Raw genomic sequence first — 19,704 nt, 5'->3', positions numbered from 1 at the left:
GAGTTGCGAGGGTGGGCCAAGCGGCTGCGCCGCTTAAAGACGAAGAACCGAATGCGGCCGCACGTGCCGTGACGAATCGCCTGTCCAGCGGCAGGCTGCGCGAAGGAGCTCTAGATGCGCGCCCATCCCGCCGGGCCCCGGCACGCCGATGTCGTGCCGCCCGGCAACACCGCGGGACCGGTTCCGGCCACCGCTGAAGACGTCGACCACCTGCACCCGCAGGTGTGGCCGCGCAACACCGAGCGCGGCGCCGACGGCGTCGTCCGCTTCGCCGGCATCGACGTCCGAGACCTGGCGGAGCGCTTCGGCACCCCGCTGTTCGTGCTGGACGAGGACGACTTCCGGTCCCGCTGCCGCGACTACGCCGAGGCGTTCGGCGACCCGGCCGCGGTGCACTACGCCTCGAAGGCGTTCCTGTGCACCGAGGTCGCGCGCTGGGTGGCCGAGGAGGGCCTGAGCCTGGACGTGTGCAGCGGCGGCGAGCTGGCCGTGGCGCTGCGCGCCGGGTTCCCAGCCGAGCGGATCACCTTCCACGGCAACAACAAGTCCGTCGCCGAGCTGACCGCGGCCGTGGAGGCCGGAGTCGGTTCGGTGGTGCTGGACTCGTTCCACGAGATCGCCAGGCTGGAGCACATCGCCGCCGAGCGCGGCGTCCAGCAGCACGTGCTGGTGCGCGTCACGGTGGGCGTGGAGGCGCACACCCACGAGTTCATCGCCACCGCGCACGAGGACCAGAAGTTCGGGTTCTCGCTGGCCGGCGGGCAGGCGGCCGAGGCCGTGCACCGGGTGCTGAAGGCCGGTTCGCTGGTGCTGGCCGGGCTGCACAGCCACATCGGTTCGCAGATCTTCGACGTCGACGGCTTCGAGCTGGCCGCGCACCGGGTGGTGCGGCTGCTGGCCGAGCTGCGCGCCGAGCACGGCGCCGACGCGCTGGCCAGCGCCACCACCGTGGACCTCGGCGGCGGGCTGGGCATCGCCTACACCGGTGACGACGACCCGCTGCCGCCCGACCAGCTGGCCACCCGGCTGCGCGAGATCGTCGGCAAGGAGGCCGAGAACGCGGGCATCCCGGTGCCCAAGATCGCGGTGGAGCCCGGTCGCGCCATCGTCGGTCCCGGCATGGTCACCGTCTACGAGGTCGGCACCATCAAGGACGTCGCGCTGGGCGCGGAGGTGCACCGCAAGTACGTCAGCGTCGACGGCGGCATGAGCGACAACATCCGCACCTCGCTCTACGACGCCGTCTACGACTCCCGGTTGGTGTCGCGCGGCGCCGAAGCACCCGCCGCGCTGTCCCGCATCGTGGGCAAACACTGTGAGTCCGGTGACGTAGTGGTGCGCGACTGCTGGCTTCCGGAGGACATTGCTCCGGGAGACCTGCTCGCAGTGGCCGCCACCGGCGCCTACTGCTACGTGATGGCGAGCAACTACAACCGCCTGCCCAAGCCGCCCGTGGTGGCGGTGCGCGATGGTCAGGCGCGGTTGCTGCTGCGCAGGGAGACCGAGGACGACCTGCTCCGGCTGGAGGTGTGAGTGAACCAGGACCGTGAACCGATCCGGGTCGCGCTGTTGGGGTGCGGCACGGTCGGTACCGAGGTGCTGCGCCTGCTGCACGACCAACCCGACGAGTTCGCTGCCCGGACTGGCGCCCCGATGCTGGTCACCGGCGTCGCGGTGCGCCGGCCGCACAAGCACCCCGAGGTGCCGCAGCACCTGCTCACCACCGACGCGCACGCGCTGGTGGAGGGCGACGTCGACGTCGTGGTGGAGCTGATCGGCGGCATCGAGCCGGCCCGGTCGCTGCTGCTGACCGCGCTGCGGTCCGGCAAGTCGGTGGTGACCGCGAACAAGGCGCTGCTGGCCGAGCACGGCTCCGAGCTCTACGCCGCCGCGGACGCCTCCGGCGCCGACATCTACTTCGAGGCGGCGGTCGCCGGGGCCATCCCGCTGCTGCGGCCGCTGCGCGAGTCGCTGGCCGGGGACCGGATCAACCGGGTCATGGGCATCGTCAACGGCACCACCAACTTCATCCTGTCGGCGATGGACTCCACCGGTGCGGGTTACGCCGAGACGCTGGACGAGGCCGGCCGCCTGGGTTACGCCGAGGCGGACCCGACCGCCGACGTGGACGGCTTCGACGCCGCCGCGAAGGCCGCCATCCTCGCCTCGCTGGCGTTCCACACCCGGGTCACCGCCAGCGACGTGCACCGCGAGGGCATCTCGGCGGTCACGCCCGGCGACATCGCCGCGGCGCGCACCCTGGACCGCACGGTGAAGCTGCTGGCGATCTGCGAGCGGGTGGTCGACGAGGACGGCACCGAGTCGGTGTCGGCCCGCGTGCACCCGGCGATGATCCCGCGCAGCCACCCGCTGGCCGGTGTCGGCGACGCCTTCAACGCGGTGTTCGTGGAGGCCGAGGCCGCCGGGCAGCTGATGTTCTACGGCCAGGGCGCCGGGGGAGCGCCGACCGCGAGCGCGGTGCTGGGCGACCTCGTCGCGGTGGCGCGCAACCTGGTGGTGGCGGGCAAGGGGCCCCGGGAGTCGGCGCACGCGCAGCTGCCGATGCGCCCGATGGGCAAGACCCCGACCCGCTACCACATCAGCCTCGACGTGGCCGACAAGCCGGGCGTGCTCTCGCAGGTCGCGGCCATGTTCAACGACAACGACGTCAGCATCTCGGTCGTGCGACAGCAGGGCCGGGGTGCCGAAGCCAGCCTCGTGGTGGTCACCCACACCGCCGCCGATGCGGCATTGAAGTCCACTGTGGACAAGATCGCGCAACTGCCGGTGGTGCGCGAGGTGGTCAGCGTGATGCGTGTGGAAGGTGAACCGTCTTGACGAACATCCAGGGTGCTGCGGTGCGGGCCGGCTGGCCCGGTCTGATCGAGGCCTACCGGGACCGGGTGCCGGTGCCGGACGGGGCGCGCGTCGTGACCCTGCAGGAGGGCAACACCCCGCTGGTGCCCGCGCACCACCTGTCCGAGCTGACCGGCAGCACCGTCTACCTGAAGGTGGAGGGCGCCAACCCGACCGGCTCGTTCAAGGACCGCGGCATGACCGTGGCCATCACGCACGCGCTCGCCGCGGGCAGCAAGGCCGTCATCTGCGCCTCCACCGGCAACACGTCGGCATCGGCCGCCGCCTACGCGGCGCGTGCCGGGCTGACCTCGGCGGTGCTGGTGCCGCAGGGCAAGATCGCGCTGGGCAAGCTCGCCCAGGCCGTGGTGCACGGCGCGAAGATCCTGCAGGTCCAGGGCAACTTCGACGACTGCCTGGAGCTGGCTCGCAAGACCTCGGCCGAACACCCGGTGACCCTGGTCAACTCGGTCAACCCGGTGCGCCTGGAGGGGCAGAAGACCGCGGCGTTCGAGATCTGCGACGTGCTCGGCCGCGCGCCCGACGTGCACTGCCTGCCGGTCGGCAACGCCGGCAACATCACCGCCTACTGGAAGGGCTACACCGAGTACGCGGGCGACGGCATCATCGAGCGCACCCCGCGGATGTTCGGCTTCCAGGCGGCCGGGGCGGCGCCGCTGGTGCACGGCCAGCCGGTGGCGAACCCGGAGACCATCGCCACCGCGATCCGTGTCGGCAGCCCCGCCTCCTGGCGCGGCGCCACCGACGCCAAGGACGCCTCCGGCGGGCTGTTCGCCGCGGTGACCGACGAGCAGATCCTGGCCGCCTACCGGCTGCTGGCCTCCCGCGAGGGCGTCTTCGTCGAGCCCGCTTCGGCATCCAGCGTCGCCGGGCTGCTGGCCACCGCCGCCGACGGCCGGCTGCCCGCCGGTTCGGTCGTGGTCTGCACGGTCACCGGGCACGGTCTCAAGGATCCGGACACCGCGCTGTCCGGCATGGTCGAGGTCGAGCCGCTGCCGGTCGACCCGGGGGCGGTCGCCACCGCGCTGGAACTGGCATGACCGGCCTTCCGGTTTCGGCCGTCCGGGTGAAAGTTCCGGGCTCGACGGCGAACCTCGGGTCGGGTTTCGACGCGCTGGGCATGGCGTTGTCCTTGTACGACAACGTTTCCGCGCGGGTGGTGGACGGGCCACCGGGGTCGGCGAGCGTGCGGGTAGAGGGCGAGGGTGCCGACTCGGTTCCCACCGACGAGCGTCACTTGGTGGTGCGAGTCGTCCACAAGACGTTGGCGGAACTCGGTTTCCCCGCTCCGGCGCTGCGGTTGCACTGCGAGAACAGCATTCCGCACGCGCGCGGCCTGGGGTCCTCGTCGGCGGCCATCGTCGCCGGGATCGCCGCGGGCTTCGCGCTCGCCGGAATCGACTTGCGGGACAACGACAACGCCGAGCTGGCGCTGCACCTGGCCGCGTCCCAGGAGGGGCACGCGGACAACGCGGCGGCGAGCCTGCTCGGCGGTTTCGTGGTGGCGTGGCAGGAATCCGGCCGGTTCCGCGCGGTCCGGATGCAACCGCACCCGGACGTGTCACCGATCGCCTTCGTGCCGCAGGTGCGGTCCGCCACCGACGCCACCCGCGGTCTGCTGCCGGAGCGGGTTCCGCACGCCGACGCCGCGTTCGCGGCCGGTCGGGCGGCGCTCGCCGTGCACGCGATGACCTCCGCGCCGGAGCTGCTGCTGGCGGCGACCGCGGACCGGTTGCACCAGGACTACCGCGAATCGGCGTGGCCGGACACCATCGCACTGGTCCGCCGGTTGCGCGAGGCGGGCGTGGCGGCCGCGGTCTCCGGCGCGGGACCGACCGTGCTCGCGCTGCCGACCGGTGGGCGGCTGCCCGCGGAAATTGCACCGAACGGCTTCCAGGTGTTGCGCCTTCCGGTCGACGACGCCGGCGTGCGGATCGTCGAGCAGGCCTGACCCGGGGTGGTGAACGGGGCGGGAAAGCCCAGTTCACCGCCCCGCAGCAGGGGTCTGGGCGCGGAAGTGGTACAAAGGAGGTGTCGCCGGTGGCGAGCAGCGGATTCGCCGGCTGGTCGTCGACGACACGATCTGAACGGGCGTGCCACACGCCCGGGGGGTTGTTGCACCTGAACTACTGGGCGTCTACCCTCAAGGTCAATCAGTCACCGCGCCCAGGGTGCCGGTGCCGTATCCGGAACATCGTTTTCCGGAGCGCATCTCCCGCCGTGAATTGAACTCCACCCGCCACGGGTGAAGATCAACTTAGGCGGGTTCGGCGATCGCGGTGACCGAGGCAGGAGTTGTCAACTCAATTGAGTTCGCTTCGGGGCGATCGACGGTGCGCGTCGTTGCCGTTGTCGGGGTGGGGGCCTTAAGTTCCAGGATGTGGTCCCCGAGCAAGCATCCGGGGCGCCAACATGAGTCGGGGATTCCTGGGATGAGGCGGCAGGGCGTGCATCGGCACGTGTGGATCGGAGTGGATGCGTCGCACATGGACCACGCGAGCCGGGTGCCTCCCACTGCCCGGTGCTGCTGGTTCCCGAGCCAACGCCGAATTCGGTCGCGCCACGCGCGGAGGGAAGCCGATCGGCGAGAGAGCTGGTAGCACACACCGGCCGCCCGCACTCCAGAGCGGGCGGGCAATCCGCTGGGTCGCGTAGGAGGCGCGGTCCGGTCAGGAAGGACATTCGTGAGCAACACCGAACTGTTGAGCAGCGAGGCGGCCAACGGCGCCTCTCCCGCTGGCCAGCAGGATTCCGAGGCCAACGGCACCCCGCGTCGACGTGGTGGGCTTTCCGGCATGGTTCTCGCCGAACTGCGCCAACTCGCGGGGGAACTGGGGATCGAGACCGGCGGTCTGCGCAAGGGCGACCTGATCGCCGCCATCAAGGAGAAGCAGGGCGGCACGACCGCGCCCCGCACCCGCTCCGCCAAGAAGGCGCCGGCCCGCGCCGAGGAGGCCCCCGCCGCCAAGGCGCACCAGCCTGCCCTCGACGAGGCCGAATCCGCGCCGGCGGCGCGCGAGGCCAGCACCGAGCAGAGCACCAACGGTGCCGCTCCGGCCCGCACCCGCTCCCGGCGCCAGCAGGCCGCCGAGGCCAGCGGTGAGGGCGAGGACAACCGGCGCGGCGGCAACCGCAGGCGCCGCTCGTCCAGCCGTTCCGGCGCCGAGTCGGGTGGTGCCGAGGAGCAGCAGCGCGGCGAGCGCAAGCAGGACAACCGGCCGGAGCGCGAGAGCCGCCAGGAGCGGGACGGCAACCGGCAGGAGCGCGGCAACCGGCAGGACCGGGACAACCGGCCGCAGGACGACGAGGACGACGAGGGCGGTCGTCGGGGTCGTGGCCGCCGCTTCCGGGACCGCCGCCGCAACCGCGGCCGCGGCGAGGGCGGCGAGCCCGAGGTCCGCGAGGACGACGTGCTGCTGCCCGTCGCGGGCATCCTGGACGTGCTGGAGAACTACGCGTTCGTGCGCACCTCCGGCTACCTGGCGGGCCCGAACGACGTCTACGTGTCGCTGTCGCTGGTCCGCAAGTACAACCTGCGGCGCGGTGACGCGATCAAGGGCGTCATCCGGCAGCCGCGGGAGGGCGAGCAGCAGCGGCAGAAGTTCAACCCGCTGGTGCGGGTGGACTCGATCAACGGCCTGGAGCCGGACGCGGCCAAGAACCGCCCCGAGTTCCACAAGCTGACCCCGCTGTACCCGAACGAGCGACTGCGCCTCGAGACCGAGCCGCAGAACCTCACCGGGCGGATCATCGACCTGGTGATGCCGGTCGGCAAGGGGCAGCGCGCGCTGATCGTCTCGCCGCCCAAGGCCGGTAAGACGATGGTGCTGCAGGCGATCGCCAACGCGATCACCACCAACAACCCCGAGTGCCACCTGATGGTCGTCCTCGCCGACGAGCGTCCGGAAGAGGTCACCGACATGCAGCGCTCGGTGAAGGGCGAGGTCATCGCCTCGACCTTCGACCGGCCGCCGTCGGACCACACCACGGTCGCCGAGCTGTCCATCGAGCGGGCCAAGCGGCTCGTCGAGATGGGCCACGACGTGGTCGTCCTGCTGGACTCGATCACCCGGTTGGGCCGCGCCTACAACCTGGCGGCCCCGGCGTCCGGGCGAATCCTCTCCGGTGGTGTCGACTCGACCGCGCTGTACCCGCCGAAGCGGTTCCTCGGCGCGGCCCGCAACATCGAGAACGGCGGCTCGCTGACCATCTTCGCCACCGCTCTGGTGGAGACCGGTTCCACGATGGACACCGTGATCTTCGAGGAGTTCAAGGGCACCGGCAACGCCGAGCTCAAGCTGGACCGCAAGCTGGCCGACAAGCGCCTGTTCCCGGCGGTCGACGTGGACTCCTCCAGCACCCGCAAGGACGAGATCCTGCTCTCGCCCGACGAGCTGGCGGTCACCCACAAGCTGCGCCGAGTGCTCGCCGCGCTCGACTCGCAGCAGGCGCTGGAACTCCTGCAGGACCGGCTGCGCAAGTCGCGCACCAACATCGAGTTCCTGATGCAGGTCGCCAAGACCACGCCGGGCAAGGACGACGACTGACCGCAGTCGCCATCCCGCTCGACAGCAGGGCCCGCACCCACCCGGTGCGGGCCCTGCCGCGTTTCCGGGGACCGGGTGTGACAGGAAGGTTCCCATGCTCGCACCCGGGCTCAGGCGTGCGAGCACTCCGCGTGGTCGCGGTGGGCGCGCAGCAGCACGGCGACGAGCAGCGCGACGGAGATCGGGCCCACCACGAGCGCGGCCACGACCGGCAGCGGCACCTCGTCGATGGCCAGTGCGCAGGCCACCAGCAGCAGCGGGTACGCCAACCGCAGGACGCGCCGCTGCCAGCGGGACCGCCAGCGGACGTGGCCCGCGGTGCCCGCGGCCAGCGCGGCGGCGAAGCCGAACAGCAGCGGCGCGGACAGGCCCACGTTCTGGTCCAGCGTCGGGTTCGGCTGCAGCAGCAGGCTCAGCAGCGCCGCCACCAGGCCGGCGCTGCCGAGGAAGAGCAGCGGGAGCAGCATCCACGAGCGGAACGCGAGCTTGCCCAACACCGAACACAGCAGCACGCGTAGAGGATGAACGCCCGTCGCCGCTGCGGGCACCCCGGCGGCTGGTCGGCGCGCCGGGCGGTGCGTTTCGTGCGTTGGGCGGTTGCGGAGACCGGCGTCCGGTGCTCGGAATACCTCGGCGACCGGTCGTGTTGAACGGGCCGGACCGCCCTGCGGTGCAGGTCACGAGCTGCGGTCTGGCAGAATGCAAGGCTGATTCCGGCTCCGGTTCACCGCGCGGCAGCGGCTGCGCGGACCCGGCGGCCAAGTAGAGAGGACGAGCCGTTGAAGAGTGGCATTCACCCCGAGTACGTGGTGACGCAGGTCAACTGCGGTTGCGGCAACAGCTTCACCACCCACAGCACGCGCCGCAGCGGCCAGATCACCGTTGAGGTCTGCTCCAACTGCCACCCGTTCTACACGGGCAAGCAGAAGATCCTGGACACCGGCGGTCGCGTGGCCCGCTTCGAGGCCCGCTACGGCAAGCGCAAGAAGTAGCTGCGACGACGGCGCCCGCCCCGCGGACCACGCGGGGCGGGCGCCGTCGCTTGTTTTCCGGCCGCGTCCTTTCGTCCGCACAGTGAAGAGGGTCCAGTGGAGACGTCGAAGCTCGAATCGCTGCTCGCCGAGTACCGGGAGCTGGAGCAGCGGCTGGCCGATCCCGGCGTGCACGCGGACCAGGCGAAGGCCCGCAAGCTCGGCCGCCGCTACGCCGAGCTGACCCCGATCGTGCGCACCGCGCGGGAGCTCGACCAGGTGCGCTCCGACCTGGAGGCCGCCCGCGAGTTCGCCGCGGAGGACGCCGCGTTCGCCGAGGAGGCCGAGCGGCTGACCGAGCAGGTCCCGGTGCTGGAGGCCAAGCTCACCGAGCTGCTGCTGCCGCGCGACCCGCACGACGGCTCCGACGTGCTGCTGGAGGTCAAGTCCGGGGAGGGCGGCGAGGAGTCCGCGCTGTTCGCCGGTGACCTGCTGCGCATGTACCTGCGGTTCGCCGAGCGCCAGGGCTGGCGGGCCGAGGTGCTGGACGCCACCGAGTCCGACCTCGGCGGCTACAAGGACGCCACGGTCGCGATCAAGGCCAAGTCGGGCGACACCAGCCCGGACGGGGTGTGGTCGCAGCTGAAGTTCGAGGGCGGCGTGCACCGCGTGCAGCGGGTGCCGGTGACCGAGTCCCAGGGCCGGGTGCACACCTCGGCGGCCGGGGTGCTGGTGTACCCGGAGCCGGAGGAGGTCGAGGTGGAGCTCGACGAGAAGGACCTGCGCATCGACGTCTACCGCTCCTCCGGGCCCGGCGGGCAGAGCGTGAACACCACCGACTCGGCGGTGCGCGTCACCCACCTGCCGACCGGCATCGTGGTGTCCTGCCAGAACGAGAAGTCGCAGCTGCAGAACAAGCAGCGCGCCATCCTGGTGCTCAAGGCCCGCCTGCAGGCGCTCGCCGAGGAGGAAGCCGAGCGGGAGGCCTCCGAGACGCGCCGCAGCCAGGTGCGCACGGTGGACCGCTCGGAGCGGATCCGCACCTACAACTTCCCGGAGAACCGGATCTCCGACCACCGGGTCAACTACAAGGCCTACAACCTGGACCACGTCCTCGACGGCGACCTGGACGCGGTGATCGCCGCCCTGCTCGCCGCCGACCGGCAGGAACGCCTCGCGCTCTGAGACCGTCTGGCGAACTCGTTCTGCGTGGCGGTGCGGGTGGCGGAACCTCAGCGCCCGCCTGGACTCCGGGATCCCGGACGTCCGATACACGGCGCTCGGGCTGTCCTCGCCAGGCGAGGGCTGAGAACCCGCGGCGGTGCGAGTTGCGAGGGTGGGCCGAGCGGCTCCGCCGCTTCAAGGCAAAGACTGAAAACCAGGACCAAATGCAGCATCTAAGCTTGCCGACGTGACCCGACAGCCCCTGCGCCTGGCCATCCTCGAAGCGGAGCGCATGCTCGCCGCAGCGGGCGTGGCGAGCCCGCGCACCGATGCCGAGCTGCTGGCCGCGCACCTGCTCGGGGTGGAGCGGACCAAGCTGATGATGGTGCCGCTGGTGGACCCACCGGTGGTCCAGGCGTTGCACGACCTCGTGCGCCGCCGGGCGACACGCGTTCCGCTGCAGCACCTGACCGGCAGCGCCTCGCTCGGCGCCGTGACGCTGGCGGTGGGGCCGGGCGTGTTCGTGCCCCGCCCGGAGACCGAGCTGCTGCTGGCCTGGGGCGAGAGCGTTCTCGACGGCGTGGAGGAGCCGGTCGTGGTCGACCTGTGCACCGGCTCCGGTGCGCTGGCCCTGGCGATGGCCAGCGCGCGACCGGACGCCGCCGTGCACGCCGTCGAGAAGGATCCCGCCGCGCTGTCCTGGGCCCGCCGCAACGCCGACCAGCAGGCGCAGGACGGCGCCACCCCGATCCGGCTGTACTCCGGCGACGTCACCGACCCGATGCTGTTCATGGAGCTGGAAGGCCTGGTCGACCTGGTCCTGTGCAATCCGCCGTACGTCCCGGAGGGCACCCCGGTGCCGCCGGAGGTGCGCGACCACGATCCGCACGACGCGGTCTTCGGCGGCCGCGACGGACTGGACGTGGTGCGCCACGTGGTCGGCTGCGCGGCCCGCCTGCTCCGCCCCGGCGGCGGGGTGGCGATCGAGCACGACGACACCCACGGCGGCTCCGTGCCCGCACTGCTGCGGGCACGCCGCGTCCTCACCGACGTTCAGGACCACACCGACCTGGCCGGTCGTCCGCGCTTCGCCACCGCCCGCCGCACCCTCCCGGAGTGACAGGAAGGTTCCCATCCTCGCGCCAGCGCGGCCGCGGGTGACAGGAAAGTTCCCATCCTCGCATCACCGGTGGGTGTTGACGAACTCCCGGAGCAGGGCGTTGAACTCCGTCGGGCGCTCCCGGTTCGGCCAGTGGCCGGCGTCGGGGAGCACCCGCAGCATCGAGCCGGGGATCGCGCCTGCCGCGTCGCGGGCCGCCTGGACCGGCACGATGGCGTCGCGCTCGCCGTGGATCACCATCACCGGGCACTGCAGCTGGGCGAGGTCGGGCAGGTGGTTGATGCGCATCGACCTGCGGCCGACGGCGTCGGCGTGCCAGTCGGCGAACACCGATCCGCGGGCGCCTGCTTCGGCGCGCACCTCGTCCACGATGGACTCCAGGTCGGGCACCGGCTGGCCGCCGGTGAAGAACAGCTTGGTCAGCGCGCGGCGGACCAGGGAGCGGTTGAGCCGCAACAGCTTCGCCGCCAGCGGCCCGGCGAACCGGGTGCGCAGCGCCAGGTGGGCCAGCGGGTGCAGGCGCAGCCGGTGTTGCAGCCCGGTGCTGTCCACAAGCACCAGTCCGCGCACCCGCTGCGGGTTGCGCAGCGCGAAGCCGACGGCGATGCTGCCGCCCATCGACAGGCCGACCAGCACCGCCTGCGGCACCTGCCAGGCGTCCAGCAGCCAGCGCAGCACCTCTTCGAAGGTGCGCTGGTTGGCGCGTCCGCGCCACGGCATGCTGCCGCCCTGACCGGGCAGGTCGGGCACGAAGACCCGGTGGTCCTCGGCCAGCACCCCGATGGCGTGGCGCCAGCTGATCAGCGCGTTGTCCGGGCCACCACCGTGCAGCAGGACGATCGCCGGGCCGCTGGTGCCCGCCCGGAAGAACCGGATCCGGCCGGCCGGGAACTCGATGTGGTCGACCTCGACACCCTGGGGTGGGGCGGTCATCTTCTGCTCTCCTCGCGCTCGATCTGAATGCTGCCCGCTCCGGCAGACGTGCGGGTGCCGCCCGCGTTGCCGTGTTCGCGAGCACACTGGACGGATCTCGGTCCGGAGCCGCGGCGTTACTCGCTGCGCATCGTCCCGGACGGTGATCTGCTGCACCACTCGAACGGGCTGCGGGCGGGCGTGCCAGGATCAGGGGCGTGAGCACCGTCTACGACTGCACTGTCCCGGACAGCCGCGAGCAGGGCCTGGCCGCCGCGGCGAACATCGTTCGCGCCGGTGGGCTCGCCGTGCTGCCCACCGACACCGTCTACGGCATCGGCGCGGACGCGTTCGACGCCAACGCGGTCCGTGCGCTGCTGGCCGCCAAGGGCCGCGGACCGGACATGCCGGTCCCGGTGCTGGTCGGTTCCTGGTCCACTGTGGATGGCCTGGTGATGTCGGTGCCGCAGCAGGCGCGGGCGCTGATCGAGGCGTTCTGGCCGGGCGGCCTGTCGCTGGTGCTGCCGCAGGCCCCGTCGCTGAACTGGGACCTGGGGGAGACCCGGGGCACGGTGAACCTGCGGATGCCGCTGCACCCGGTCGCCCTGGACCTGTTGCGCGAGGTCGGCCCGATGGCGGTGTCCAGCGCGAACCGCACCGGCCAGCCGCCGGCTTCCAGCGCCGCCGAGGCGCGCGAGCAGCTGGGCGATTCCGTGCAGGTCTACCTCGACGGCGGGCCGTCCGGCGATCCGGTGGCCTCCACGATCGTCGATCTGACGCAGGGCGCGCCGCGCGTGCTGCGCGAGGGCGCGGTGAGCCTGGCGCAGCTGTCCGAGGTGCTCGGGGTGGATCTGGAAGCGGACCGCTGACGCTCGACGAGGACCGGTGGTCGGCCGCGTGGCGGTGGCCGATAGCGTAAGAACCCGGATCCGCCATGTGGAAGCGATGAGGAGCGCTGGGCTTGAAAACTCCGTTCTGGGGGCTGGACGTCGGCGACCCGCGACAGGGTGCGTGAGCCACCGGTATGGACAGCGAAGCTTGGGCTCCGAACGGGCTTCCCGCCCGTGAATACCTGCTGGTCCTGCTCACCGCGGCGGCCACCACGTTCCTGCTGACCGGGTTGGTGCGGCTGCTGGCGATCCGCGTCGGCGCGGTGGCCTACCCGCGGCAGCGCGACGTGCACGTCCAGCCGATGCCGCGGATGGGCGGCGTGGCGATGTACGGCGGGGTGGTCGCGGCGATCTTCCTCGCCTCGAACCTGCCGGTGCTCTCCCGCGGCTTCACCTACTCCAACGACGCCTGGGCCGCGCTCGCGGCCGGCGGGCTGATCGTGCTGGTGGGGGCGCTGGACGACCGCTTCGAGCTGGATTCGCTGACGAAGCTGGCCGGGCAGGTCACCGCCGCCGGGATCCTGGTGATCGCCGGGGTGCAGTGGTTCGTGCTGTGGGTGCCGTGGGGCGGCACCGAGGACTCGGTGGGCCAGGTGCTGATCTTCAGCAGCAACCAGGGCCAGCTGCTGACCGTGCTGCTCACCGTGGCGATGATCAACGCGATGAACTTCGTCGACGGGCTCGACGGGCTGGCCTCCGGGATCGGGCTGATCTCGGCGACCGCGACGTTCGTGTTCTGCCTGAGCCTGCTGGACCGGCAGAACGGCGACGTCAACGCCTACCCGCCCGCGCTGATCGCGGCCGCCATCGCGGGCGCCTGCCTGGGCTTCCTGCCCTACAACTTCCAGCCCGCCCGGCTGTTCATGGGCGACTCCGGATCCATGCTGATCGGCCTGATGCTGGCCACCGCCAGCACCTCGGCGTCCGGCCGGGTGCTCAACTACCCGGACGTGGACCCGACCGACACCATCGGTCTGCTGTCCCCGCTGCTGGTGGTCGCCGCGGTGCTGTTCGTGCCGCTGCTGGACCTGATCATGGCGGTGGTGCGGCGCACCAAGGCGGGCAAGAGCCCGTTCCACGCCGACAAGATGCACCTGCACCACCGGCTGCTGGAGATCGGGCACTCGCAGCGCCGGGCGGTGCTGCTCATCTACCTGTGGGCGGCGGTCATCGCCTTCGGCGCGGTGTCGTTGACGCTGTTCAACGTCGTGGTTGTGGCGTGGGTCGTAGGCCTCGGGGTGCTCCTGGCGGCTATCATTTCGGTGATTCCGCGTCTGAGAGCCCGAGCCGAACGAGAGTCCTGATGAGCAATTCCGCCGATCCGCACGGCGCGTCCGTGCGCAAGCTCGCGAACGCGATGCTGCGCACCGCGGTGGTGCCCGGTGCGGTGACGGTGGTGCTGGGGATGCTCGTGGCGGCCGTGCTCGCCGGGACGAGCGGCCTGGTCAGCGCGCTCATCGGCGGTGCGGTGGCGTTCGGGTCCTCGCTGCTGACGATCTGGATGATGCACGCCGCCAGCAGGTTGCCGGTGAAGATGGAGATGGCCCTGGTGCTCGGCAGCTACAACGTCAAGGTGTTCTTGCTGCTGGCCGTGATGATGACGCTCGGCGGGGTCGAGGGCATCCACCGGATGTCGCTGGCGCTGACCATGCTCGCGTCGTTCGTGGTGTGGGCGAGCGCCGAGGCGTTCGCCTTCAAGCGGGCGAAGATCCCGACCATCATCGTGTCGGGCAGCTGACGCGCCGGGCTGAGCTGTATCGTTTCGATCGCCGTCGCCAGGCGTGACGAGAGCGGGCCCGGCGTTGGGCCGGACGGGTGTGGCGACCGGCATGTCGGGTGGCTACTTACCCGCTGGTATCGTCCCGGTCCAGAAGCCTTCCCCGCACGGCGCTGGTCCGGAGTTCCGCAGGAGTTCCCGCGATCACACTTGGTGGGGAGGGCCCCTCCGCGTGCCAGATCGCGTATCGGGTACGTTAAGTGCAAAACGTGACGATTCCCCCGGTGGAGTGAAGCGCCGCCGGGAGAACCGGAAGGAGCCCAGTTGGGCGCGCTGATGCTGGCTGAGGGCGGAACGTTCCAACCGCCGGGTGCCGATAGCTTTGTCCTTCCGCCGATCTTCGGCGGAGTCACCAAGCCGATGGTCCTCGTCGTGCTCTCGGCGATCATCGTGGGCGCCTACTTCGTGATCGCCACTCGGAACCTGAAGCTGGTTCCGAGCAAGGGTCAGTTCGTGGCGGAATTCTTCTACGAGTTCAGCCGCAACAAGATCGCCCGCGAGCAGATCGGTGCGAAGGACTTCAAGCCGTTCGTGCCGCTGATCTTCACCTTGTTCACGTTCGTGCTCGTGAACAACCTCTTCGGGCTCATCCCGGTCGTTCAGTTCCCCACGATGTCGCGCATCGGATTCCCGCTGGCGCTGGCGGCCGTGGTGTACCTGGTCTTCCACGGGGCGGGCTTCGCCCGGCACGGTTTCCTCGGCTACTTCAAGCACATCATGTTCCCCCCCGGCGTGCCGAAGCCGATCTACCTGCTGCTGGCGCCGATCGAGTTCCTGCAGAAGTTCCTCTTCCAACCCGCTGCGCTGGCGGTCCGGGTGTTCGCGGCCATGTTCGCCGGGCACCTGATGCTGCTGGTGTTCATCCTCGGTGGCGAGTTCCTCCTGCTGGAGGCCAGCGCGCTGATGAAGCCGGTCTCGGTGGTCGGTTTCCTCTTCGCCATCGCCATCACGTTCATCGAAGCCCTGATCCAGGTGCTCCAGGCGTACATCTTCGCGCTGTTGGCCGCCAACTTCATCGGCGCGGCGTTGTCGGAAGGGCACTGAGAAAGACCACGACCTCCGATCCGCAATTCCCCTGCGGACCGAGTTGAAAGGTAATCAAAGTGAGCAACATCGTTCTTGCGCAGGCCGCCGAAGCCGCCAACATCAACGCTGGTCTGGCCGCCATCGGCTACGGCCTGGGTGCCATCGGTGCTGCCATCGGTGTGGGCATGATCTGGGCCGCGGTCATCAGCGGCACCGCCCGCCAGCCGGAGGCCGAGGGCCAGCTCCGTGGCATCGCCTACGTCTCCTTCGTCCTGGTCGAGGTGCTGGCGCTGATCGGTCTGGTCGTCTTCTTCATCGCCATGGGTTGATATTGACTCTGACGCGTTGGGAGACGTTGTGGTGAAGACGCAGATTCTGGCAGCAGCCGGTGAGCACAACCCGATCATCCCGGAGATCTCCGAGGTGATCGTCGGTGGCATCGCGTTCCTGCTGCTGCTGTTCGTGCTCTGGAAGTTCGCGGTTCCGCAGTTCGAGAAGACCTACGCCGAGCGCAGCGAGCGGATCGAAGGCGGGATCGCCCGGGCGGAGGCCGCGCAGGCCGAGGCCCAGCGGACTCTGGAGCAGTACAAGGCACAGCTGGCCGAGGCCCGTGCGGAGGCGGCTCGGATCCGCGACGACGCCCGCGCTGAAGGCCAGCAGATCCTGGAAGAAATGCGTGCCCAGGCACAGGCCGAGTCCGAGCGGATCGTCAGCCAGGGCCAGGCCCAGCTGGCGCACCAGAAGGCGCAGATCGTCGCCGAGCTGCGGTCGGACCTCGGCCGCCACGCGGTCGAGCTGGCCGGTCGGGTGGTCGGCGAGTCCCTGGAGGACGAGGCCCGTCGGCGGGGCACCGTCGACCGGTTCCTGGACGAGCTGGAGGCCGCTTCGGCTCCGGCTGAATCTTCCAAGGCCTAACCGAGTGAAAGGCGCTGAGAGTTGAGCACCCTCGTGAACGCCGCGAGCCGAGAAGCGCTGGCAGCCGCTGAGCTGCAGTTGCTGCAGGCCACGGACGGGGCCTCGGCCGCGGAGATCACCGGGCTCGCCGACGAGCTGTTCGGCGTGGCCGCTCTGCTGGGCCGGGAGTCCACGCTGCGGCGGGCGCTCGCCGACGCCTCCGTCGACCCGCGGTCCAGGGAAGACCTGGTCCGCGGGCTGCTGGCGGACAAGCTCGGTGCGCGGTCGCTGCCCGTGGTCGTCGAGGCCGCCCGGTCCCGCTGGTCGGGGCCGAAGGACCTGGTCGACGGGCTGGAGCGGTTGGCCCGCACCGCGCTGCTGGTGCAGGCCGAGCGGGCCGGCCGCCTCGATGCCGTCGAGGACGAGCTGTTCCGCCTCGGCCGGATCATCGGCTCCCAGGTGGACCTGGAACGGCTGCTGTCGGACCCCACCGGGGACGAGGCGGGCAAGCACGCGGTCCTCGACCAGCTCGTCGCGGGCAAGGTCGAGCCGGTCACCCTGACCCTCGTCCGCCAGCTGGTGGCCCGGCCCCGCGGCCGGCGGGTCAGCGAGGGGCTGGAAGAGCTGGCCGAGCTGTCGGCGAAGCGCCGCGAGCGCTCGGTGGCGCACGTCCGCTCCGCGATCCCGCTGAGCGACGAGCAGCAGCAGCGGTTGTCGCGCGCCCTGCAGCGGATCTACGCGCGGCCCATCGCCCTGCACATCGAGGTTGACCCCGGGGTCGAGGGCGGGCTGCTGATCCAGATCGGTGATGAGGTCATCGACGGCAGCATCACGGGACGCCTGCAGTCCCTGCGGCGCGACCTGGCCAACTAGCCGAGTGCGCGTGTCGACCAGGCGTCGAACACCCACACCCTTCCAAGAACGAACCGAGGGCAGGAACGAGACATGGCGGAGCTGACGATCTCGTCGGACGAGATCCGCAGTGCGATCGAGAAGTACGTCTCCAGCTACTCCCCGGAGGTCAGCCGCGAGGAGGTCGGGGTCGTCACCGATACCGGTGACGGCATCGCCCATGTCGAGGGTCTGCCTTCGGCGATGACCGAGGAACTGCTGGAGTTCCCCGGCGGCATCTACGGTGTCGCGATGAACCTGGAAGCTCAGGAGATCGGTGCGGTCATCCTGGGCGAGTCCGAGAAGATCGAGGAGGGCCAGGAGGTCAAGCGGACCGGCAAGGTCCTCTCGATCCCGGTCGGCGACGGCTTCCTGGGCCGCGTCGTCAACCCGCTCGGCGACCCGATCGACGGGCTCGGCGAGATCGCTGCCGAGGGGCAGCGCCCGCTGGAGCTGCAGGCGGCCACGGTCGTGGAGCGCAAGGGCGTGCACGAGCCCATGCAGACCGGCATCAAGGCCATCGACTCGATGACCCCGATCGGTCGCGGCCAGCGCCAGCTGATCATCGGTGACCGCAAGACCGGCAAGACCACGGTCGCGGTCGACACGATCATCAACCAGAAGCAGGCCTGGGCCAGCGGTGACCCGGACAAGCAGGTCCGCTGCATCTACGTCGCGATCGGCCAGAAGGGCTCCACGATCGCCGGCGTGAAGCGGTCCCTGGAGGACGCCGGGGCGATGGAGTACACCACCATCGTCGCCGCGCCGGCCTCCGACTCGCCGGGTCTGAAGTGGCTGGCGCCCTACGCGGGCTCGGCCATCGGCCAGCACTGGATGTACCAGGGCAAGCACGTCCTGATCATCTTCGACGACCTGACCAAGCAGGCCGAGGCGTACCGCGCGATCTCGCTGCTGCTGCGTCGTCCGCCGGGCCGCGAGGCGTACCCCGGTGACGTGTTCTACCTGCACTCGCGCCTGCTGGAGCGCTGCGCGAAGCTCTCCGACGAGATGGGCAAGGGTTCGATGACGGGTCTGCCGATCATCGAGACCAAGGCCAACGACGTGTCGGCCTACATCCCGACCAACGTCATCTCGATCACCGACGGCCAGTGCTTCCTGCAGTCCGACCTGTTCAACTCGGGTCAGCGCCCGGCCATCGACGTCGGTATCTCGGTGTCGCGAGTCGGTGGTTCCGCGCAGATCAAGGCGATGAAGAACATCACCGGTTCGCTGCGTCTGGACCTGGCCCAGTACCGCGAGCTGGAGGCCTTCTCGGCCTTCGCCTCCGACCTGGACGCCGCGTCGAAGGCCCAGCTGGACCGCGGTGCCCGGCTGATGGAGGTCCTCAAGCAGGGCCAGGGCGAGCCGCTGCCGGTCGAGGAAGAGGTCGTGTCCCTCTACATCGGCACCAAGGGTCACCTGGACTCGGTCCCGGTCGGCGACGTGCGCCGCTTCGAGTCGGAGTTCCTGGCGCACATGCGGCGCAGCCACGCGACCACGCTCAAGGACATCGTCGAGACCGGCAAGCTGTCCGACGACGGCGAGAAGGTCATCGTGGACGCGGTCGAGGACTTCAAGAAGCAGTTCACCGCCTCGGGCGGCGGCTCGGTCGTGCCGAGCGAGCCCGACGCCGAGGCGCTGGCCGCCGACGAGGTGGGGCAGGAGACCGTGAAGGTCAACCGCCCCGCGCCGAAGAAGTGACGTTATGGCTCAACTTCGGGAACTCCGGAACCGGATCCGGTCGGTCAAATCGACCCGGAAGATCACCAAGGCGCAGGAGCTGATCGCTACCTCGCGCATCATGAAGGCGCAGGCCAGGGTGGAGGCTTCGCGGCCCTACGCCACGGAGATCACCAACGTCCTGACCGCGCTGGCCGACGTGAGCACGTTGGACCACCCGCTGCTGACCGAGCGCTCGAACCCGAAGCGCGCCGGCGTGCTGGTCGTGACCAGCGACCGGGGTTTCTGCGGTGGCTACAACGCCAACGTGATCAAGGCGGCCGAGGAGCTGCAGTCGCTGCTGCGCGAGCAGGGCAAGGAACCGGTGCTCTACGTCGTCGGCCGAAAGGGCGAGGCGTACTACCGGTTCCGGCAGCGCGAGGTCGAGGCGAGCTGGACCGGGTTCAGCGACCGCCCCGATTACTCCGATGCGGCCGAGATCGGCGAAACGCTGGTCAAGGCCTTCCTGGCGGGTGCTGACGACTACCTCGACGACGGTGGTGCGGACGGTAAGCTGGGTGTGGACGAGCTGCACCTGGTGCACACCGAGTTCGTCTCGATGCTCACCCAGCGTCCGACGGTCCGGCGGATCGCTCCGCTCGAGGTCGAGTACTCCGACGAGCCGGAGAAGAAGACGCTCAAGTCGGCCTACGAGTTCGAGCCGGACGCCGAGACGCTGTTCGCGGCGCTCCTGCCGAAGTACATCAAGACCCGGCTCTACTCGGGTCTGCTGGACTCGGCAGCGGCGGAGCACGCGGCGCGGCGCACGGCGATGAAGTCGGCGACCGACAACGCGGACGAGTTGATCCGCAACCTCAGCCGCGAGGCCAACGCGGCCCGCCAGGCCCAGATCACCCAGGAAATCAGCGAGATCGTCGGCGGTGTCGAGGCGCTCTCGTCCGCAGGAAGTGAGTGA

General features: G+C 70.5%; 19 protein-coding genes. 17 read left to right on the top strand and 2 right to left on the bottom strand.

All coding sequences use genetic code 11. The features are described 5' to 3' along the window. Positions 1-114 precede the first annotated feature (114 nt). The 5 genes from lysA to rho all read left to right on the top strand — a co-directional run bounded on the left by lysA (position 115) and on the right by rho (position 7,424). A complete protein-coding gene (gene lysA / locus C4T78_RS34910) occupies positions 115-1,533 on the top strand; it encodes a diaminopimelate decarboxylase (RefSeq protein WP_093357130.1) in 1,419 nt (472 codons plus the stop codon). Beyond that, positions 1,534-2,838 carry a homoserine dehydrogenase gene (locus tag C4T78_RS34905; RefSeq protein WP_093357132.1) on the top strand — a complete coding sequence of 435 codons (1,305 nt, stop codon included), beginning with the start codon at positions 1,534-1,536 and terminating at the stop codon, positions 2,836-2,838. It abuts the gene before it with no gap. Continuing rightward, on the top strand, positions 2,835-3,917 hold the full coding sequence (gene thrC / locus C4T78_RS34900) for a threonine synthase (RefSeq protein WP_177247756.1): 1,083 nt from the start codon (positions 2,835-2,837) through the stop codon (positions 3,915-3,917). The genes C4T78_RS34905 and thrC overlap by 4 nt, the downstream gene beginning before the upstream one ends. Beyond that, positions 3,914-4,828, top strand: coding sequence for a homoserine kinase (gene thrB, locus C4T78_RS34895; RefSeq protein ID WP_093357133.1), 915 nt, complete (start codon positions 3,914-3,916; stop codon positions 4,826-4,828). The genes thrC and thrB overlap by 4 nt, the downstream gene beginning before the upstream one ends. A 733-nt stretch (positions 4,829-5,561) precedes the next feature. Beyond that, positions 5,562-7,424 carry a transcription termination factor Rho gene (rho, locus tag C4T78_RS34890; protein WP_093357134.1) on the top strand — a complete coding sequence of 621 codons (1,863 nt, stop codon included), beginning with the start codon at positions 5,562-5,564 and terminating at the stop codon, positions 7,422-7,424. A 110-nt stretch (positions 7,425-7,534) separates the two neighbouring features. Here the strand turns inward: rho and C4T78_RS34885 are convergent, their stop codons facing one another. Then, positions 7,535-7,936 carry a hypothetical protein gene (locus C4T78_RS34885; RefSeq protein ID WP_093357136.1) on the bottom strand — a complete coding sequence of 134 codons (402 nt, stop codon included), beginning with the start codon at positions 7,934-7,936 and terminating at the stop codon, positions 7,535-7,537. A 267-nt stretch (positions 7,937-8,203) separates the two neighbouring features. Here C4T78_RS34885 and rpmE point away from each other — a divergent pair, with 267 nt between their 5' ends. From rpmE to prmC, 3 genes are all read left to right on the top strand, one after another. Then, positions 8,204-8,416, top strand: coding sequence for a 50S ribosomal protein L31 (rpmE, locus tag C4T78_RS34880; RefSeq protein ID WP_093159964.1), 213 nt, complete (start codon positions 8,204-8,206; stop codon positions 8,414-8,416). Between the two features lie 96 nt (positions 8,417-8,512). Continuing rightward, positions 8,513-9,580, top strand: coding sequence for a peptide chain release factor 1 (gene prfA, locus C4T78_RS34875; RefSeq protein WP_093357137.1), 1,068 nt, complete (start codon positions 8,513-8,515; stop codon positions 9,578-9,580). Between the two features lie 226 nt (positions 9,581-9,806). After that, positions 9,807-10,679, top strand: coding sequence for a peptide chain release factor N(5)-glutamine methyltransferase (prmC, locus tag C4T78_RS34870; RefSeq protein WP_093357138.1), 873 nt, complete (start codon positions 9,807-9,809; stop codon positions 10,677-10,679). A 63-nt stretch (positions 10,680-10,742) separates the two neighbouring features. On the opposite strand, the gene C4T78_RS34865 is transcribed toward prmC, so the two are convergent. Further along, a complete protein-coding gene (locus tag C4T78_RS34865; protein WP_093357140.1) occupies positions 10,743-11,612 on the bottom strand; it encodes an alpha/beta fold hydrolase in 870 nt (289 codons plus the stop codon). A gap of 197 nt (positions 11,613-11,809) precedes the next feature. On the opposite strand from C4T78_RS34865, the gene C4T78_RS34860 reads away from it, so the two are divergent. From C4T78_RS34860 to C4T78_RS34820, 9 genes are all read left to right on the top strand, one after another. Next, the gene (locus C4T78_RS34860; RefSeq protein ID WP_093357141.1) at positions 11,810-12,460 is read left to right on the top strand and encodes an L-threonylcarbamoyladenylate synthase; all 651 of its coding nucleotides are present in this window, start codon (positions 11,810-11,812) and stop codon (positions 12,458-12,460) included. A gap of 155 nt (positions 12,461-12,615) precedes the next feature. Beyond that, positions 12,616-13,785 carry a glycosyltransferase family 4 protein gene (locus C4T78_RS34855; protein ID WP_093159952.1) on the top strand — a complete coding sequence of 390 codons (1,170 nt, stop codon included), beginning with the start codon at positions 12,616-12,618 and terminating at the stop codon, positions 13,783-13,785. After that, the gene (locus C4T78_RS34850; RefSeq protein ID WP_093357143.1) at positions 13,785-14,219 is read left to right on the top strand and encodes a Cg1360 family ATP-synthase-associated protein; all 435 of its coding nucleotides are present in this window, start codon (positions 13,785-13,787) and stop codon (positions 14,217-14,219) included. The genes C4T78_RS34855 and C4T78_RS34850 overlap by 1 nt, the downstream gene beginning before the upstream one ends. A 303-nt stretch (positions 14,220-14,522) precedes the next feature. After that, a complete protein-coding gene (atpB, locus tag C4T78_RS34845; protein WP_093357144.1) occupies positions 14,523-15,302 on the top strand; it encodes a F0F1 ATP synthase subunit A in 780 nt (259 codons plus the stop codon). A 59-nt stretch (positions 15,303-15,361) separates the two neighbouring features. After that, positions 15,362-15,613, top strand: a complete 252-nt coding sequence (locus C4T78_RS34840; protein ID WP_093159944.1) for an ATP synthase subunit C-like protein — start codon at positions 15,362-15,364, stop codon at positions 15,611-15,613. 31 nt (positions 15,614-15,644) lie between these two features. Continuing rightward, a complete protein-coding gene (locus C4T78_RS34835; RefSeq protein ID WP_093357191.1) occupies positions 15,645-16,199 on the top strand; it encodes a F0F1 ATP synthase subunit B in 555 nt (184 codons plus the stop codon). A gap of 21 nt (positions 16,200-16,220) precedes the next feature. Then, positions 16,221-17,051 carry a F0F1 ATP synthase subunit delta gene (locus tag C4T78_RS34830; RefSeq protein ID WP_093159941.1) on the top strand — a complete coding sequence of 277 codons (831 nt, stop codon included), beginning with the start codon at positions 16,221-16,223 and terminating at the stop codon, positions 17,049-17,051. 72 nt (positions 17,052-17,123) lie between these two features. Further along, positions 17,124-18,770, top strand: a complete 1,647-nt coding sequence (gene atpA, locus C4T78_RS34825) for a F0F1 ATP synthase subunit alpha (protein WP_093357146.1) — start codon at positions 17,124-17,126, stop codon at positions 18,768-18,770. A 4-nt stretch (positions 18,771-18,774) separates the two neighbouring features. Next, positions 18,775-19,704, top strand: coding sequence for a F0F1 ATP synthase subunit gamma (locus C4T78_RS34820; protein WP_093357147.1), 930 nt, complete (start codon positions 18,775-18,777; stop codon positions 19,702-19,704).

The sequence above is a fragment of the Saccharopolyspora kobensis genome, assembly GCF_900108315.1.
GTDB lineage: Bacteria > Actinomycetota > Actinomycetes > Mycobacteriales > Pseudonocardiaceae > Saccharopolyspora > Saccharopolyspora kobensis.
The sequence above is the reverse complement of the archived record's forward strand: the minus strand, read 5'-3'. Positions and strand labels throughout refer to the sequence as shown.

What these genes read in the sequence shown, in the direction of transcription:
- C4T78_RS34820 (WP_093357147.1), top strand. Translation starts at nt 18,775, where the DNA reads ATGGCTCAACTTCGGGAACTCCGGAACCGGATCCGGTCGGTCAAATCG.
- C4T78_RS34850 (WP_093357143.1), top strand. Translation starts at nt 13,785, where the DNA reads ATGAGCAATTCCGCCGATCCGCACGGCGCGTCCGTGCGCAAGCTCGCG.
- lysA (WP_093357130.1), top strand. Translation starts at nt 115, where the DNA reads ATGCGCGCCCATCCCGCCGGGCCCCGGCACGCCGATGTCGTGCCGCCC.
- C4T78_RS34865 (WP_093357140.1), bottom strand. Translation starts at nt 11,612, where the DNA reads ATGACCGCCCCACCCCAGGGTGTCGAGGTCGACCACATCGAGTTCCCG.
- atpA (WP_093357146.1), top strand. Translation starts at nt 17,124, where the DNA reads ATGGCGGAGCTGACGATCTCGTCGGACGAGATCCGCAGTGCGATCGAG.
- C4T78_RS34855 (WP_093159952.1), top strand. Translation starts at nt 12,616, where the DNA reads ATGGACAGCGAAGCTTGGGCTCCGAACGGGCTTCCCGCCCGTGAATAC.
- thrB (WP_093357133.1), top strand. Translation starts at nt 3,914, where the DNA reads ATGACCGGCCTTCCGGTTTCGGCCGTCCGGGTGAAAGTTCCGGGCTCG.